This window comes from Sporosarcina quadrami (assembly GCF_014836615.1).
In the GTDB taxonomy this organism is placed as follows: Bacteria; Bacillota; Bacilli; order Bacillales_A; family Planococcaceae; genus Sporosarcina; species Sporosarcina quadrami.
Map to the genome: position 1 here is coordinate 88145 of NZ_JACSQN010000006.1, position 16848 is coordinate 104992.

General features: G+C 42.7%; 14 protein-coding genes and 1 riboswitch. Of the genes, 4 read left to right on the forward strand and 10 right to left on the reverse strand.

Annotated features, from left to right (window positions below; genetic code table 11):
• Positions 1-243 precede the first annotated feature (243 nt).
• Positions 244-325: riboswitch (cyclic di-GMP riboswitch) on the forward strand.
• A 51-nt stretch (positions 326-376) separates the two neighbouring features.
• Together H9649_RS08200 and H9649_RS08205 are read left to right on the forward strand one after the other, a co-directional pair.
• Positions 377-1030, forward strand: coding sequence for a LuxR C-terminal-related transcriptional regulator (locus H9649_RS08200; protein ID WP_191694382.1), 654 nt, complete (start codon positions 377-379; stop codon positions 1028-1030).
• 175 nt (positions 1031-1205) lie between these two features.
• Positions 1206-3704 carry a LuxR C-terminal-related transcriptional regulator gene (locus H9649_RS08205; RefSeq protein WP_191694256.1) on the forward strand — a complete coding sequence of 833 codons (2499 nt, stop codon included), beginning with the start codon at positions 1206-1208 and terminating at the stop codon, positions 3702-3704.
• 100 nt (positions 3705-3804) lie between these two features.
• Here the strand turns inward: H9649_RS08205 and H9649_RS08210 are convergent, their stop codons facing one another.
• The 6 genes from H9649_RS08210 to H9649_RS08235 all read right to left on the reverse strand — a co-directional run bounded on the left by H9649_RS08210 (position 3805) and on the right by H9649_RS08235 (position 9864).
• Positions 3805-4422, reverse strand: coding sequence for a transposase (locus H9649_RS08210; protein ID WP_191694257.1), 618 nt, complete (start codon positions 4420-4422; stop codon positions 3805-3807).
• Positions 4423-4732: 310 nt separating this feature from the next.
• Positions 4733-5683 (reverse strand): AEC family transporter, encoded by a 951-nt coding sequence (locus H9649_RS08215; RefSeq protein WP_191694258.1) that lies wholly within the window; start codon positions 5681-5683, stop codon positions 4733-4735.
• A 54-nt stretch (positions 5684-5737) separates the two neighbouring features.
• Positions 5738-6895 (reverse strand): M20 family metallopeptidase, encoded by a 1158-nt coding sequence (locus H9649_RS08220; RefSeq protein WP_191694259.1) that lies wholly within the window; start codon positions 6893-6895, stop codon positions 5738-5740.
• A gap of 14 nt (positions 6896-6909) precedes the next feature.
• Positions 6910-8394 (reverse strand): tripartite tricarboxylate transporter permease, encoded by a 1485-nt coding sequence (locus H9649_RS08225; RefSeq protein ID WP_191694260.1) that lies wholly within the window; start codon positions 8392-8394, stop codon positions 6910-6912.
• Between the two features lie 29 nt (positions 8395-8423).
• The gene (locus H9649_RS08230) at positions 8424-8867 is read right to left on the reverse strand and encodes a tripartite tricarboxylate transporter TctB family protein (protein ID WP_191694261.1); all 444 of its coding nucleotides are present in this window, start codon (positions 8865-8867) and stop codon (positions 8424-8426) included.
• Between the two features lie 16 nt (positions 8868-8883).
• Positions 8884-9864 carry a tripartite tricarboxylate transporter substrate binding protein gene (locus H9649_RS08235; RefSeq protein WP_191694262.1) on the reverse strand — a complete coding sequence of 327 codons (981 nt, stop codon included), beginning with the start codon at positions 9862-9864 and terminating at the stop codon, positions 8884-8886.
• Positions 9865-10000: 136 nt separating this feature from the next.
• Here H9649_RS08235 and H9649_RS08240 point away from each other — a divergent pair, with 136 nt between their 5' ends.
• Positions 10001-10909, forward strand: a complete 909-nt coding sequence (locus H9649_RS08240) for a LysR family transcriptional regulator (protein WP_191694263.1) — start codon at positions 10001-10003, stop codon at positions 10907-10909.
• Between the two features lie 315 nt (positions 10910-11224).
• Here H9649_RS08240 and H9649_RS08245 read toward each other — a convergent pair whose 3' ends face one another.
• Positions 11225-12187: an S-layer homology domain-containing protein gene (locus H9649_RS08245; protein ID WP_191694264.1), complete on the reverse strand. Its 963-nt coding sequence runs from the start codon at positions 12185-12187 to the stop codon at positions 11225-11227.
• A gap of 56 nt (positions 12188-12243) precedes the next feature.
• Complete coding sequence (locus tag H9649_RS08250; protein ID WP_191694265.1) at positions 12244-13671, reverse strand: S-layer homology domain-containing protein; 1428 nt, start codon at positions 13669-13671, stop codon at positions 12244-12246.
• A gap of 650 nt (positions 13672-14321) precedes the next feature.
• On the opposite strand from H9649_RS08250, the gene H9649_RS08255 reads away from it, so the two are divergent.
• The gene (locus H9649_RS08255) at positions 14322-15065 is read left to right on the forward strand and encodes a hypothetical protein (RefSeq protein WP_191694266.1); all 744 of its coding nucleotides are present in this window, start codon (positions 14322-14324) and stop codon (positions 15063-15065) included.
• A gap of 227 nt (positions 15066-15292) precedes the next feature.
• Here the strand turns inward: H9649_RS08255 and H9649_RS08260 are convergent, their stop codons facing one another.
• Both H9649_RS08260 and H9649_RS08265 read right to left on the reverse strand, forming a co-directional pair.
• The gene (locus H9649_RS08260; protein WP_191694267.1) at positions 15293-15796 is read right to left on the reverse strand and encodes a sigma-70 family RNA polymerase sigma factor; all 504 of its coding nucleotides are present in this window, start codon (positions 15794-15796) and stop codon (positions 15293-15295) included.
• Between the two features lie 414 nt (positions 15797-16210).
• The gene (locus H9649_RS08265; RefSeq protein ID WP_191694268.1) at positions 16211-16783 is read right to left on the reverse strand and encodes a competence protein ComK; all 573 of its coding nucleotides are present in this window, start codon (positions 16781-16783) and stop codon (positions 16211-16213) included.
• Between the last annotated feature and the right edge of the window lie 65 nt (positions 16784-16848).

The following is a 16848-nucleotide window of genomic DNA, read 5'->3' on the forward strand; positions in this document are numbered from 1 at the left end:
GGTTCATCTATCTTTGTCCTACCAATAGTATAGAACGATAGAATCGGGACAACTTCCCTCGAAGGTGGAATCTTTAAGTGTCTTTAGTGTAGTGATCGGTAGACTTTAGTGGAATTGGGTGCGTGCCAGTCACTCATGCAATTCCACTTATGAGCACCAACATTAACATTCCTCAGTATTCACTATTCAAAAGTCGCAATATAATGAAATTAATAACACAATTGTTATCAATTTTGAATTACACAATAGACTGGGGACTATGAAATATATCCTTTATGTGGGCACCTTGGGTATATGGAGTCAGTGGTGCAACCGACCTCATTTGAACGCGACATTTATACTGTTTCGAATTTTGGGCGAGGGGGGCTTTTGATTGATGAAAATTGTATTGGCAAATGATCAACCGCTTATACGAAAAGGGTTGATTTTCACTTTGTCATCATCAGGCGCATTTGAAGTTGTTGGAGAAGCACGAAACAAACGGGAATCTTTGCAGTTCATTCAGCAGGAAAGTCCTGATCTGTTCATTGTCGATTTCAAGTTGGGCTGCGAAAGTGGATTGGAAGTAATTACTGAAGCGAAACTGTTAAATAGCGCTTGTAAATTTGCAATCTTGACCGTCTCGCAAGATTTATTCCTGTTCGATCAAGCGAGGGCAATCGGAGTAGATGGTTTCATTTCTTTACAGGCCGTTCCTGAAGAGTTCATATATGCACTGCACGTGATTGAGCGTGGAAGGAAATATTATGATCCCGATATGATCGACTTGCTCATCCAATCACAGCGGGAGCCGTTTGTAGATAACCGACCGTTGGACCAATTGACTGTAAAAGAGAAAGAGGTATTAGGAAAGTTAGGGATGGGCTTTTCGAATAAGCAAATTGCGCATAATTTGTTCATTACGGAGCATACGGTGAAGAAACACGTAAGCCAAATCTTAGCAAAACTTAGTCTAGGTGATCGTACACATGCAGCTTTGTATGCGAATGAAACGGGATTAGTGAAATATCGTATTGACCTGCTTGTTTGAATGAATGACTCTACGCCTTTATTCATACGTTAAAAGAGAGCCCAAATGAGGCTCTCTTTTGTCATTTCTACTGTAGACATGGAAGAGTAGCAAGTGTAAAATTAGAAATAATCGGTAATTATAGTAAGTTATTTGTAAGTAGTTTAATGAGTACCACCATTAAAGGAGGGAAAAAATGACGACAATTATTCTGTCCGCAAAAACAAAAGTGCCGCAACCCCTTCCGGATAGCGTTACAAGGACGAGTTTGCTAAGCAAATTCATGGAGAAAAGCCATAAGAAGCTGACTGTACTTAGGGCTCCTGCGGGCTACGGGAAAACGACGCTCATTAGCCATTGGTTGCAACACGTGCAACACGAGCAGATTGCTTATTTGTCCATAGATTCATCCGATAATGATTCGTCCCGCTTTTGGCGATACGTTATACATGCTGTAGCGAACGCATGCCAATTGGATATTGATGAAGCGTTAGCTCCTCTTTTACATGCTTCAGATAGCGCAACAAATGATTTTCTCATTGAGTCATTTATTCATGAAATTAGTTTGACGAATAAGCCGCTGCATATTGTGCTGGACGATTATCACCTTATTGAAAATGCAGTCATTCATCAAATGATGACGAAATTAATCGAACAGTCACCGGAGTATGTGCATGTATATATTTCCACCCGTACTGAGATTGACTTGCCGATAGCTAACTGGCGCGCGAAGCAATGGGTACATGAACTGAACACCTCTCACCTACGATTTACACCTCAGGAAGTACAACAGTTTTATACATTAAAGAATTTACCCTTGCCGAATCAAGCTCAGTTGAACTTTATTTCAGATAAAACAGAAGGATGGATTGCGGGACTTCAGTTGGCAAGTCTAACACCACATCATGAATACCCGATGGAATGGGAAACAGCATCACGTTCCGCCATTTTCAATTTTCTAGTACAGGAAATTATGGTTCCGCTTCCTTCTTCTACACAAGAATTCCTCTTACGTACATCATTAATCAATGAATTAGAACCTTCCATTTGTAATCACCTTACGAACCGCACAGATAGCTATCAATTGCTTGAGCAGTTAGAAGAAAAAGGATATTTCATCGTCCGGCTTCAATCCAACAATCCCGTATTCCGGTACCACCATCTGTTTGCAGAAGCACTGCGAGCTGAGTTGAGAAGACGACTGACGGCAGATGAAGTGAAGGGTTTCATACAAGAAACAGTTATTGTTCTGTATGAACGTGGAGATTTCACTGCAGCAATTGACCTTTCATTGCAATATGAGCTTTACGACTTAGCAGAGTCTTGGATTAACAAACACCTTGTTTCGTTCATTACATCAGGACGAACCGCAACTTTCCTGAGATGGTTACAACATTTGCGCAGTCATCACTATACGGTCTCCTATGAATTTCTTGTAATCGGCCTTATTGCTTCCATGTCCTCATTAGATATCGAAACCGCAAATTCACTTATGCAAGAACTCGAAACGCGACAAATAACCGATCAGTGGATGGAAAAAGAGGAGCATGCAGCAATAATACTCCTTTACGAACATGCGAAAGCGATGGCAATCGTCTCAGCAGGAGGAGACTTGCAAATTGCAAAAGCTATTGTGGAAAAACAGCTCAACAAAAAGATAATCCCTTCACGATGGGATAACGTCCATATGCACTTCAATATTTTTGAGTATAAATTATTAAGGACTAGCATTTCCTCAAAAGGAAAATTACCGCCTTGGGAGGATGGCCTCGCAATCGCAGAGATATTCCGCCAACCATTTTACGAAACGAGAGGGATTGGCGCCTATTCCTACGGCGCATCTGCTGAATCCTTATATGAGCGAAATTTACTGGACTATGCGAAAGCGGAATTGGATATTGCGATGCAACGAGGACATGAAATGCAAGATCCTGGTCTATTCATTCCTATGTATTTGTTGCAAGCAAAGATGTATTTAATTGAAAACAAGACCACTTCCGCGCTTGCATTATTGACACAAGCAAAAACCGTAGTCACAGAAAAGCATTGGCTAGCGTCACTTTCCATTATGCAAGCTGCCTGCCATATTGCAAATGGTGATATCATCAGCGCTGAAAAGGGACTAGACGCGGTAAAATCGAACCAACCGTTTTGGATGCTCGTCCATGCACGACTACTGCTTGCAAAACAGCAAGCTGAAAGCGCACTTGCCATTCTCATCCAAACGAAAACGAAAGCCTTGCAAGAAATGCAGATCGCCACAATTATAGAAGCAACTGTTTTAGAAGCCGTTTGCCACAAAAGGCTCGGCGACACAGCGACAGCGCTGTCTACTCTGCAAGAAGCACTAAAAGCAGCCGCTCCTCACTACTACATCCGTACTTTTTTAGATGAAAAAGAGATTTACCCTTTGTTGAATAAAGTTCGGCAAATACACAACAATGACGAAAGCTTAAGGTCCTCCATCCCGACTCATTATTTAGACCACTTTCAGATCATCGAACCGCAGGCACATCCCCTGCTCACACCTAGAGAAAAAGAAGTGTACGATCTGTTAGCAGACGGCATCACCAATCGTGAAATTGCAAAACAGCTTTATTTGTCGGAAGGAACCGTACGAGTCTATCTCACTTCCATTTATAGTAAGATTGGGGTGGATTCACGGGCTAAAGCGATTCTTTTAAAGTATAGGTGATTTGAGTGGGTGCCAGTCACCCACTCAATTCGGAAACTATTCAGAAAACCCGTTTGACTAAGTCATTCGTCAAACGGGTTTTCTGTTTCTTCATGTTTATCTATTGTGTAATGTAATCCTCCTTCTCTACATAGTCAGTTATAGAAATGTCTCGAGACTCGTCTACTTCCTCCTCGCAATAATGGCAGTACTTCCTTTCATTGTTCATATAAGACGAAGTTAGGATGGAGGGCAGAATCGATAGATTGAGGAATTCATAAGGGGAAGGTTTATCGCCTTTGTAAAACTGAAACGAGCTAGCGGAATAGTCTTCCATTCTAGTGACCATTGGCACGACCGTTTCGATTGGATTCCGATGGATGTAGCGACTTACTTTTAATAACGCCTCAGGTTTATTCACTTGTGCTGCAAAGTAACGCCGATCATATAAGTATCCCGAGTAATTGTATTTCTTCTTATAATAATCCGTATAGCGACGGTTAATGAGACCCATCACTTTACCTAAAGGCACTTCAGGTGACTTGATCAATAGATGATAATGGTTTGTCATGATGTAATAAGCAATGAGTTGAAAAGGATACTTCATATATACATAGTGGAGCACACGGATGTATTCACGAACATCCGCTTCCGTCTTGAAAATGTCTTGACGATTATTCCCCCGCATAACGACATGGTCAAAATATCTCGGATCCCATAGTCTCCTTTTTCTACCCATCTGAAATTCGCTCCTGCATCTCATTCGCTTTAACGAAAACCAAATGTCCCTCTATTCCTTCCCACCCATACTTCTCACTGCTATTACGATCCGACTCACTTCTTTCGTTTTCTTCATCATAATAGGAGCATTGATTTGTCTCAATTAAAGAAACTAACCTAACACTCCGATAACGAAGCTTTAGTGAGCAATATGTATTCATAATTAACTTAAAACCGCCAAAAGAGGCTTAAAATTTTATTTTGATGTTTTAAGGAGTATTTGTGTGAGAATTGTGTGAGTGACTGGCACGCACACAGCACGCACACAACTACCTCAACAAATACAAATTCAACAGTGTTACCATGACCGGGATGGTAAATAGCGCTGCGATGGTGGAAATGATCGTTGTGACAATTCCGATTTCCTCATCCGCAGAGAATTTCGCAAAGAGAATGGATGAGAGAGTAAGCGTCGGCATGGCAGCTTGGATAAGGAATGTTTGGAGCAGAATCTCGTCAAGCGATAGAGCCTTGCCAATCAATACTGCGAAAACCGGCATAAGGACTAATTTAACGGTTACAGGAAGCCATATCGTTGAACGTGAATTGCGGAAACTTGCAGAACTCGATTGGATGAGACTTATCGTCATGATTCCGATGTAAAACATGGCAAGCGGAGCCGCGATGGCTGCCAGACGATCGAATAGATCCCGCATGAAAAACGGTGGATGATACCCGACCAGCACCATTATCATGCCCACAACGATCGCAATCAACGGCGGATTGATCATCGTCCGCACCATTCCGAAGCCGATGCGCGGATTCTTTTGCAGGAGCAATGCGCCAACTGTCCATATTGTAAAATCGACGCCTGCATCGAATATCGCTGCATACAAAGCCCCTTCCGGACCAAGCAATACTGCACAAAGCGGTATGCCGATAAAACCTGTATTGCCAAGTCCGGACAAGATGGCAAGTTCCTTCGCACGGTTCACCTTCTTATGGAATACAACAGCGAACAAGTATCCGATCCCGATTCCAAGCACATTAAAGACAATGGAAAAAAGGAACACGAGAAAGATTTTCCGAATGACACTTTCGTCAATCTCAATCTGAAAAATAGCTGAAAGGATGATACATGGCATCCCCACATTGACAATCAAGCTAATAAAGACCTCTCTTGTATCCGCGTTAAAATGAAATGTTTTAGCTAAACCAACGCCGATCGCAATCATTACTGTAATAATCCCTATCGAATGAAGGATGAGACCAAGTGCCAACAGGATGCCTCCTTTCTATAGAAGACACTGTGCGATGTGCACAGTGTCTCCCTTTCAGTCTTGTTGTAAATACTGCAAAATGGAAGTTGCTAACAATAGCGTCCTCGGGCAGAACGTGTCGAGTTCCATATATTCATCGACTCCATGCCAATTTCCACCGACCGGCCCCATTCCACAGATTGTCGGAATGCCAAGAGACGCAGTAAATCCTGCATCCGCCGCCCCTTTCGTCCGTTGCTCTGTCACTTCATAGCCAATCATTTCACCAGCTTCTCTTACCGCACTAAACAATAATCCCACTCCCGCAGTCTTCTCCATTGGTAACATACCAATTTTGCCGGAAAGCGTACTTTTTGAACCGGGGACAAACGAATGGTCGACGACTTTCTGTATCGCCTTCACTGTTTGCTCATAATGTTCCAACGTCCAAAATGCAAGATGGATTGTCGCAGTTGCAGACGGGGAAACTACGTTATTGCCGATGCCACCTTCAATTTTGCCGAAGTTGATTGTAATCCCTTTTTCTATGTCCATCAATTTCTTAATCTCAATCATTTTTAACGCCAGCTCATCGTTAGCGCTAATGCCATTTTCAATGAATGCTCCCGAATGGGCGGCCTTCCCTTCCACGGTAATCTTATGATGGGCTGATCCTTTTCTTGCAGTCACGATCGAACCATCCGGACGTCCTGGTTCAAGGTTGAAGACGGCAAGTGCATCAGCCGCAAGCTCTTGAATGAGTTCCCTTGAGTGAGGCGATCCGATTTCTTCATCCGGTGTAAACAATAACTCGATGTCACAAATGGTATCGCTCGCCAGTTCCTTCAGTGCAATTACAGCTTCCATCATCGTCACTAAACCCGACTTCATATCCGATACACCAGGTCCTCGCAACAAATTTCCATCTTGACTGAATGGCCGCTCCTTTACAGTACCTAAAGGAAAGGCGGTATCCATATGACCCATCAACAATATCTTCCCTGGACGCTTGCCAGCAATCCGAGCAATAATCGTATCTCCATAGTCGTCAGATTGCCTAACTTCATAATCAACACTTTCTACTGACAACCTTTGCCGAATCAACTCCCCCACTTCATCCACTGAATGCTTTTCTCCAGCTGAACTATCGGTATTTACCAATTCTTTAAGAAAGTTAATGGCAGACTCCTGACGTTGCTCTAAAAAACTCTTCAAATCCTCTTGAATTTGCATTTATCATTTCCTCCTTACACATGCGCTTTTCTTTTTTTCCATTCATTCACAAGAATTACGGCGAATATCGTAATTGTCACAGCAAGAATCACAACACTGACCGGGCGAGTCACGAATATGGAGAAATCATTTTGTGATAAAAGCATGGAACGTCGGAAGTTCGTTTCAATGATAGGTGCCAAAATTAACGACAAGAGCATTGGCGCTAATGGAATACCAACTTTCAACAAACCGTATCCTAGCAAACCGAACGCTAACATGACTAACACATCAAATGTTGAATTCGCAATAGAATAGGAACCGAGTACACATAAGACGACAATTGCAGGCATGAGAATCTGTTCAGGTATTTTAAGTATTTTCGGGAAGATCTTTGATGCACCAAGACCTAGCACAAGCATAAATATATTCGCTACAATTAATGCCATGAAAATTCCATATACGACATCTCCATTTGTCGTGAAAAGCATTGGTCCTGGCGTCAATCCTTGAATCATCAAAGCACCAAGCATAACTGCCGTGATCACGTCTCCAGGAATGCCTAGCGTCAGAAGCGGGACGAGCGCACCACCTGTGACTGCGTTGTTAGCGGATTCGGTTGCTGCGATACCGTCGATATTCCCTTTTCCGAATTTGGATTTGTCTTTTGATGCACGTTTTAATTCATTGTAAGCAACGAATGATGCCACACCGGATCCGGTCGCCGGAATAATTCCGACAAACGTGCCGATGACAGAAGAACGCAGCAAATTGAACCAGTTACGCTTCAGTTCAGATGCTTTTAAGCCAATCGATGAGTTGCCAATTTTACTTCTTAGCTCGTCCGTCTTTCCTTCTAAACGGGTTAACACTTCGGATATCGCAAACAAACCGACAAGTGCCGGGACGACGTTAATGCCGTTCAGTAAATTCGCATTGCCGAATGTGTAACGATTCGTGCCCGTTATCGGATCCATGCCGATCACAGCGATGAAAAGACCGATTAACCCGGCAATAACACCCTTTAGAAGTGAATTACCGGAGACACCGGCAACAATTGAAATACCGAACAAGGCAAGTGCAAAGTATTCTGGAGGTCCAAATGACAAGGCTACTTTTGCGAGTTGCGGAGCGATGAAGATGAGGGCTACACAGCTGAACAGCCCACCAATCGTTGAAGCTATCGTCGTCATCGTCAAAGCCTTTTTCGCTTGCCCCATCTTTGTCAAAGCAGGACCTTCCAATAATGTCGCAGCGGCAGCAGCCGTTCCCGGAGTACCTACAAGGATTGCGGTAATCGATCCAGCGTAGACAGCCCCAACGTAAACGCCAAGGAGCGCACTAAATCCAACGACCGGATCCAAGCCGAACGTAAGAGGAATCACAAGTGCTACCCCCATCGTCGCCGTAAGTCCTGGCAGAGCTCCAAAAACGATACCGAGCCCGACGCCGAGCAGATTTGCAAGAATCGCTGCCGGCGCTAAAGCGAACAATAAACCGGCTAAAAATTCGTTAGACATTGGTCTTCCTCCTTTCCAATTCTGTTCAATTAAGGTAATGGTATTTTAAAGGCTAATGTAAATACAAAATAGAGCGCAATTGGTACTGCAACAGATACAGCACCGAGTAATACGAGTTTTCTAATACCGAAAATCCACTGAGCCGCTAGTAAGAACAAGAACGTGGAAACAATGAAACCTGTAACGAAAAACAGTAAAATATACGCAACTAGCAGGACGATGAATAGAAGGATTTTACCAACTGTCTGCATGTCAATTTGGATTGGCTCTGAGTCAGATTTCCGTTTCAACCCGATCAATGCACTACCTACTAGTAAAATTGACGTGAACGCCAAGAGGAGCAACACTAATTTCGGAAAGAAGTCTGGACCGTAAGATTGTCCGTTCCCTAATTGGCTAGCCATCGTAAACCCTGCTATAGAGAGCAGTAACAGTATTCCACCAGCCGAAATGTCTACTATCTCTTTCCTCATCGACACACCCTCCTCATCAGTTGTTCAGCGATGTAACCACTTCTTTATTTTTTTCATTTTCATCTATCACTTTTTGTGTGAATTCTTCTGCGTTCAAGTAGGCAATTGGAATGCCAGCTTTCTTGAACTGTTCGATAACCGCAGGATCTTCAAGTGCTTTCTTTATACTGTCATCCAATTTAGAGACAATTTCATCCGGTGTATCTTTAGGTGCCATAATTCCAAACCATGCACCCTTCCCAATCAATTCATAACCCAATTCTTTAAATGTAGGTATATCTGGCAATTCCTCAAGTCGCTCGTCAGATGTTACAGCCAAAATGGTAAGCCCATTACCCGCATGTGGAATCACTTCAGAAATCGTATTGACAGATGCATTAATATGATTACCAAGTAACGCTGTGACTGCCTCGGCACCACCTTCAAATGGTATGTGTTCCATATCGAGATCACCTTGACTCTTAACAAATGCAGCCGTCACGACATGTTGGTGAAGCCCTGCACCTGTTGTGCCATACGTCACTTTTTTCTCACGTGCCATATCGAGTAATTCTTCCAACGTGCTAATACCTGAACCCGAATTTACAACAATTCCGTAAGGTGCTTCTGAAATTTGCGAGACCTGTTTGAAATCCGTTGTTACGTCATACCCGACATTGTTGGCATTCGGTGTAAGTGTTGAAGGTCCGACAGCTGTGAGAATAATGTTGTACCCATCCGGTTTCGCAGACTTCACTGCTGTCATTCCAGTCGAACCGGCACCGCCCGGTTTTGAGATGACATTTACCGTTTCCCCAAGGTCCTTATCGACAAAGTCACTGATAATACGTGCCTGAAGATCCGCACTTCCACCTGCAGCATACGGAATTGTCAATGATATCGCACGTGACGGATAACTATCCGCCGATTCCGCCTCTGAACCCGATTTTGAGCAGGCTGCCATCCCCATAACCAATACACCGACAGCCAATACTTTTAGACTTGTTAATACTTTCATACAATTACCCCCTATTAGTTAGTTGTGCCAAGGTGAAATATTTAGCCTTATTAGAATTTTATATTGCAAACGATTACATGTAAAATATATAATAAATCATAAAAGTATATCTTTTGTATATAAGGAGCGATGTCAAATGGATTTGGAAAGAATAAGGTACTTTATTAAAGTTGTCGAATCTGGCTCTCTGTCCAAAGCCGCGATTGCGTTAAATATGACGCAACCCCCTTTAAGCATCGCGATTCGGAAGTTAGAAGAAGAGCTAGGAGTACAGTTGTTCAATAGAAGCGGTAAACGACTTGCATTGACAGAAACCGGACAACTGCTATACAAGCGGGGTAAAGAACTGATAATGTCTTCACTGGAAATAAAAAAAGAGCTAACCGAATATGATGCCGGTCGTCATGGCATCATTACAATCGGTTGCTCAACAATCGCCAACATTACAATCATTCCAGAAGTCGTCAAACGGCTGAAAGAGCGTGACATACACATTACAATACGCGTTTTGGAAGGAAATACAGCCTTTATACTAGAACAATTGCGTCTGCACAAAATGGATATCGGGCTCGTCCGAAATATTTTCGATAAAAAGGACTTCCATACGACAGCACTATTGAGCGAGCCTTTATATGTGGCGTTACCACCTGAACATCCACTAGCCAATAAAGCTACCGTGGAATTAAAAGAACTAGAAGGCGAAAACTTTCTAATGCCCCACACAACACTTGGCTACGGCATTTCAGATTTCATATTGGAAGGGTGTGACGCAGCCGGCTTCTCACCAAACGTCATCTATTGGGGAACCGAGACTTTTCCAATGCTGAACATGGTCCATCAAAACCTTGGAATCGCATTCGCTCCCGCCCTCTTCAAAAACATAAAATTCTTTACAATGCCGCCACTCGCCAAACTTATCAATCCATCTATTGAAGCAAAACTGAATCTAGTCACATTGAAAAACAGCATAAAAACTGCCGCCACAGAACAATTCCTTCTCGTCACCAAAGAAGTCATTGAGGAGTTGCCTATAGAGTGGAATTGATCGGGTGCAATTGATCGGGTGCAATTGATCGGGTGCAATTGATCGGGTGCAATTGATCGGGTGCCAGTCACTCACACAATTGAATTGTGTGAGTGACTGGCACTACTGTTATTCTATTCCCACACGCCTGGCGGCCATTCAATAAAACTTGGCGTACTACCGTTGCTTATGAGGCACAAGGAAAAAAAGAAGTCCTCCAATCGATTGCTCGATCAAAGAACTTCCTCTCTTCCATTCATTTAAGGTCTTGCAAGATTAATTTTCAGAACAGTGTCTAAATTGAATGAGTGACTGGCACCCGCTCACTGCATCCGCTCACTTCAGTCCATTATTCCTCAAGAAAATGTCCGTTAATTCAGCTATATCTTCATATCCGTCGACGGTAAATTTAGCCTGTATGAAATAGGAAGAAATGCTGTTCTGTTCTTCAATATATTGGAATATAACTTCTTGTCCTATAGAGTCAATTCCGTTAAACGTGACGTATTTGTAATCTTTATTGACGATTACTTTTTGAATACTTCCCCCGCCTGCAATCTTTTTATTGTATTTATATACTTTCTCGTGAGGCGTTTCTAATATGACTTTTGCTTCTTTTGGAATGCTTTTGAATTTCGGTTTCGTCACGGGTACCGGCTTGAAGTTCTCGTCCATATTCAACGTCCGGTGAAGAAAAACGGCAAAATGTGCCCTAGTCAATTTGTCATACGGATTGAAGTTTCCAGTCTCGTCTGTAGTCGTAATCCCGTTCGTATATAATGCTTTCACGTGATCGGCAAAGAAGGCTTCGGGACCGACGTCATATGGAAGATAGTCCGCTTTACTTTTTAGATTAAATGCCATCGATAAGATTTCTGCGATATCCATACGTGACGCCTTTTCATTCAAGTCCCTCGCTGCATTAAAACTCGGAATGCCTGCTTTTTGCAGCCTGATCATGTTGGCATATTCCTTGTCCTGCTTTGAAATGCTGTCAAAAGGAAGTTCGTAATCATACACGACCGGCAACTGAATCCCTCTTGCATCCAACGCACGCACCACCAGTGCCCCTACATGTTTAATCGAGATGTCATCTCCGGGTCTAAAAGTTCCGTCAACATACCCGTTAATCAATCCTTGCCCTGTCAAATCTTGAATAACATCATAATAGACATAGGATTTTTTAATATCTTTGAAACTAGCAGCTGTGTCCTTCGCCGATACTTGTGACAATCCCGATACAGACAAACTAGCGACTAGAATAATAGCAATAACTACCTTCTTAAATACCTTTTTCATGTTGACTCTCCTTATTTGAAGTTGTGCGAGTGACTGGCACACACTGATGCATAATCCTAATTGTCGGCATTTCCACTCCATTGGCTAATACGGAGCATCTCTTTTTCAAAATCATAATACATAGCAAAGACATGGTTTTTATGCACGTATAATGAACCTTCGCTTGTAATCTTATGTAGCTGACTAACGAACTCATCATATGTGATGCCAGCCCCATTCAGATTCAAAAATTCGACTTTTGACGTGATTGTCTCTTTCAAAGAGACGTTATGGCTATCTACTAACCGGTAGCCAGATTTCAAGATTGATTTATTTTTCTGGGATGCCGCCTTTTTAAACACCGTGTTCGTAATCGTTCGCTCGTGCTCCTTTATAACATCTTCTTCCCAGTCTGCAGGTGTTTTAATCGTATGCGCATGAGGGAGTCCGTCTGTGGAGTCTTCCGATTCAAAATAGATGTCAGCGGTATTGTACATATGGATTGTCTTCGATTTATAGCTGTAGTACATGGTCAATTTATTGCTCGGATGGACATAGAGCGAGCCATTTTTTATCACGTCATTCAAAGCTTCTACAAATGCATCATACGTAATGGCAATACCTTCACTGTTCAATAAGGCAACCCGATCATGCAACATCTTTTCCAGATAATCAGCCTTCCACAGCATATCCACAGACCAGACATTTCCCGTTTTGTATTTCCTCAGATACTCTTTCTCAATTGCATCTGTCCTACCAGCGGGAACTTTCACATATTTGGGATTGGGTAGAATGACACCCAGCTGGTCCGGATCGACAGGTGGTAGTTCCGGCACAGGCTTGACAGCGGGCGGTTTAGGTATAGGCGTTATAGTAGGTGGTGAAAGCGTACTATCTCTGTCCAGGTCCAGGAGCCTTTGTAGAAAAACCGCATATTGGGCACGTGTAACGGGATGCCCCGGGTTAAATCTTCCCCCATCCCCCTTTGTGATTCCGTTTGAATACAGCGCTTGGACGTGACGGGTTCCCCAATGTGAGGCGGGGACATCCGAGAAGCTGATTTCCGATTTCACTTCAAGTCCGAAAGCCAATTCAAGCAACTTAGCAAGCTGAACGCGTGTCACTGGCGCATCAGGATTGAAGTTGCCAGACGAATCTCCATCCATGATTCCCGCTTGTTGGATGCTGCGGATCGCTTCGTAGTATGGATGCGTTTTCGATACATCCTTAAATGACTTTGCACTCTTTTTCTGCTCAAGCGGGATAACGCGGCCTAAAAGGGACGCGACGTGCTTCCGGCTAATCGTCTCTCCAGGTCGGAAGGTGCCGTCAGGATAACCGGAGACAGCCCCCCTTCTTACCATTTCTTCTATTGAACTATAGAAATGATCCGTCGACTTCACATCTTTAAAAGTTTGTTTGCTGTCTACAGCTTGCACAGGCGTTATTATGGCAGGGACTAGGAATGTTGCGGTGATTGCCGAGATAAATAACTTCTTTATCACAAATAATCTCTCCTTCATAGGTTATAAGTTTGTATAATCAAAGGTGTTTTTATCTACTCAAAAATAATTTATAGATACTATATTACCATTCTATATGTATCATACTTCCAATTTTACTTATGAGCAATAGACAAATGAAAAGCCTATCTTTGCTTTGCTATGAGCTTACGATCTGACTCGTGTGAGTTGTTTGAGTGACTCACGAAAAAAGAAGGCCTCAATCATTGCTTGATCTAAGGTCTTCATCTCTTCCATTCACTTAAGTTCTCGAAAAATTAGTCGTCAGACAAATGTTTAAGTTGTGTGAGTGACTGGCACACACAACGTTGAAGCATTATTAAAAAAGCACACGAGCGATTTGGGCTTAGGAGGATGGGATTCACAGTATGGTGAAGGAATTATTAACCTCTCGGATTATAACGAAATAGTAATATAAGAAAATATGAATCGAACAATCTCAATAGAAGTTATGTCCTGTCCGACACCCAATCATTTCCTTTCATTCAAAACGTTCCTTTGAATAAAAGCTGGGCAATTACATTTGATCGTAAGTTAACCGAATATGACAAAGTAGATATTCGGATTATCCGTTCGGGTAAGGATGTTCCGATAAGGGTTCTAGCGGCATTGTACTAGAAGATATTTTGGAGATGTCCGATGATGAATTGATAAAACTCGCCGAAAAAACAACTATTCAACTGTACAATGATTACGAAAAAGCAAGGCAGGAAGAAAAGCTTTTCAGCATGGAATCCTTTACCGAGGAAATAGACTACAAATATGAAGCCTACAAGGATTATTATGGAAGTGATGTCCGGGCAACATATGAGCAGTATTTGGAAAACGTGAAACCGATGACTGAAGACATTTATTATACTGTTGAAGGAGAAACTGCTGTCAATGCAGCAAACTATACTCTCGATATAGAAATAGACGATCTTGGACAAAACACCGCCAACATGAAACTGATCATACCTGATGCATTCTATTATTTAGAAGGATATAGTGACGCTAATACATTTAGCAGCTACGTCGAAGCCTTGTTCTTCACATCAGAAAACATCTTCTCCGAGATGGACAAAGACCAATGGGCGAAAACACTTGAACAGAATTATATCGTTAACTTGGAAAGTTCCGGAAGCTTTAAAGAGAAAGCAGGCTTTAAAGGAACTCATCCTCAAAACTACCTCCCTGCTCCGTATGTCTGGGAACAACGGGACAGAGAAATAAATACGGATGGCGAAATTATCGACAGAATGATTTTCGATACGCATTTTTCCGGCGTGAAAACTAACAATGGCAGCTTATTGACTCGTGTAGATGAATCCTTTGTAGGCTTCAGACTGGACAATCCAGATACGAAAAAGAATAATGTAACCATCGAAGGTAAATGATAGAACTGGCACAAGCTGCAAATCAGCATGTGCCAGTTTTTTAGAATAAAGTGCCATGCACCAGTTTTAGTGAATGAACTGCATTCAATCATCCATCGATTGTTCCAAGAAATCAATTTTTATCTTGCGACCGCGTCTTCGCGCTTCAAACAAGCGCAGATCCATCAATTAAAAAATCAAAAAGCAGAGCCTCGGACTATTCCCGAAGTTCTGCTTTTCATCAAACTCTACACCTCTATACACACCCCCTCCCCCACCATCCCACGCAACTTCTCCAACAATCGTTGCCTCCTCTTCTTCACACCTGCTACAGAAATACCGATCTTCTGAGCACACTCCGCTTGCGGCAACCTCTCCAGGTACAACCAGTTCAGCAACTGCTTCTCCTCCTCACTCAGCTGATCAACAACCTGGCTTAGACGATCAACCCACCCCTCATCTTCCGATACGTCCTCTTCCATCCATAACGTCAGCATGTCATTTTCCGCCGGCATGAAGCGTTGCTCAAATCGATTTTCCTTCTTCATCTCATCCATCATCGCGCCACGAATGGACCGGTAGGCGTATGGTGTGAAATTCCCCTTCTCCTTATCAAACTTTTGCCACGCCTGCCACAGTGCCACCCGACCCGTTTGTCTATACTGTTCATGTTCACGGTAGATGTTCAATTGGCGGATCGTAGCGGAAATCATCGGTTCATATTGTGCCAACACATCTTCGAAATTCAACACATGTTTGACCTTTCCAATCGTGCACGATTCAACTATTCCTAGGTGGCTTCATCATAAGGTCGTTGTGAAAACAAAACCAATTACTGTTTTAAGTATTTGCGCTAGTCGTAATAATTGAATAGCTCATGCATCCTGCATGTTTGGTCGCACAATAGAACTTGAACCCATGTATTTTGTTAGGCACTACATTCAGCTGTCACTATCCATACACACTTCTCACTGCAGCGTCGCAAACCACTACCTCTTCGCGATTCGCATCATAAAAAAACTCTCCAAAACCCTTCTCTGACAACGTTCATGTCGATTTCCACTCCTGCCAACACACAAAAAAAAAGAGACACCACTTGATGAATCATAGTGGCGTCTCTTCAATCTATTCATTCAAACGAACCGTATTACACCCGAAATATCAGCTTAATAGACCATGTTTTCCATCGCTTCTACTTGACGGAAAGTATAATTCAGCTGTCCGCCCTGTTTACTCACTTCGTATTTTATACTCTGTTCACGTACTTGTTCCCTTGCTCTAGTTGTACGTCCTTCTATCTCAAAACGAAGATTGTATGCGCGTTGAATCCTACTTGCAAGCAAACTCTTGCTAATAGGGACAATGATAAAACTCCCCCCGTTCATCCACACCTTCGTATGGGTTTCATCGATTTCCTCGTAGCTGATGATATTGTTTAAGGCTAGCCATATACAACCGGGCTTTGCCGGAGAAGTGATTGGAAACCAATACAGTCCAAGTGTCTCATTCATCAGGATCGGTATTCTTTTAATGTCGCCAAGTATAGATTTGGTCCCATCCCTTGCTCCCCTCAAGCTCGTGCCATAGTACAGTAGCGTCGCGTTCAAGATGTTTTCCGGCGTTCCTTCTACTAACACCGTGCCATTCCTGCAGAGCACTTTTGTAAACTGTCTTCCGTCCCTATACTCCGGGATTAGTGCTAGCGCATCTTCATCTAAACGATACTCCTTCAGCTTCATATACATCTCAACCCCCACTGTTTTATTTTGTTCCTTACTTTTTTGAAGTGAAAAGAGTATACTAA

Coding starts and splice junctions, on each gene's coding strand:
- H9649_RS08220 (WP_191694259.1), bottom strand. CDS start 6,895: ATGCAAATTCAAGAGGATTTGAAGAGTTTTTTAGAGCAACGTCAGGAG.
- H9649_RS08230 (WP_191694261.1), bottom strand. CDS start 8,867: ATGAGGAAAGAGATAGTAGACATTTCGGCTGGTGGAATACTGTTACTG.
- H9649_RS08205 (WP_191694256.1), top strand. CDS start 1,206: ATGACGACAATTATTCTGTCCGCAAAAACAAAAGTGCCGCAACCCCTT.
- H9649_RS08235 (WP_191694262.1), bottom strand. CDS start 9,864: ATGAAAGTATTAACAAGTCTAAAAGTATTGGCTGTCGGTGTATTGGTT.
- H9649_RS08265 (WP_191694268.1), bottom strand. CDS start 16,783: ATGAAGCTGAAGGAGTATCGTTTAGATGAAGATGCGCTAGCACTAATC.
- H9649_RS08245 (WP_191694264.1), bottom strand. CDS start 12,187: ATGAAAAAGGTATTTAAGAAGGTAGTTATTGCTATTATTCTAGTCGCT.
- H9649_RS08225 (WP_191694260.1), bottom strand. CDS start 8,394: ATGTCTAACGAATTTTTAGCCGGTTTATTGTTCGCTTTAGCGCCGGCA.
- H9649_RS08255 (WP_191694266.1), top strand. CDS start 14,322: ATGTCCGATGATGAATTGATAAAACTCGCCGAAAAAACAACTATTCAA.
- H9649_RS08240 (WP_191694263.1), top strand. CDS start 10,001: ATGGATTTGGAAAGAATAAGGTACTTTATTAAAGTTGTCGAATCTGGC.
- H9649_RS08200 (WP_191694382.1), top strand. CDS start 377: ATGAAAATTGTATTGGCAAATGATCAACCGCTTATACGAAAAGGGTTG.
- H9649_RS08210 (WP_191694257.1), bottom strand. CDS start 4,422: ATGGGTAGAAAAAGGAGACTATGGGATCCGAGATATTTTGACCATGTC.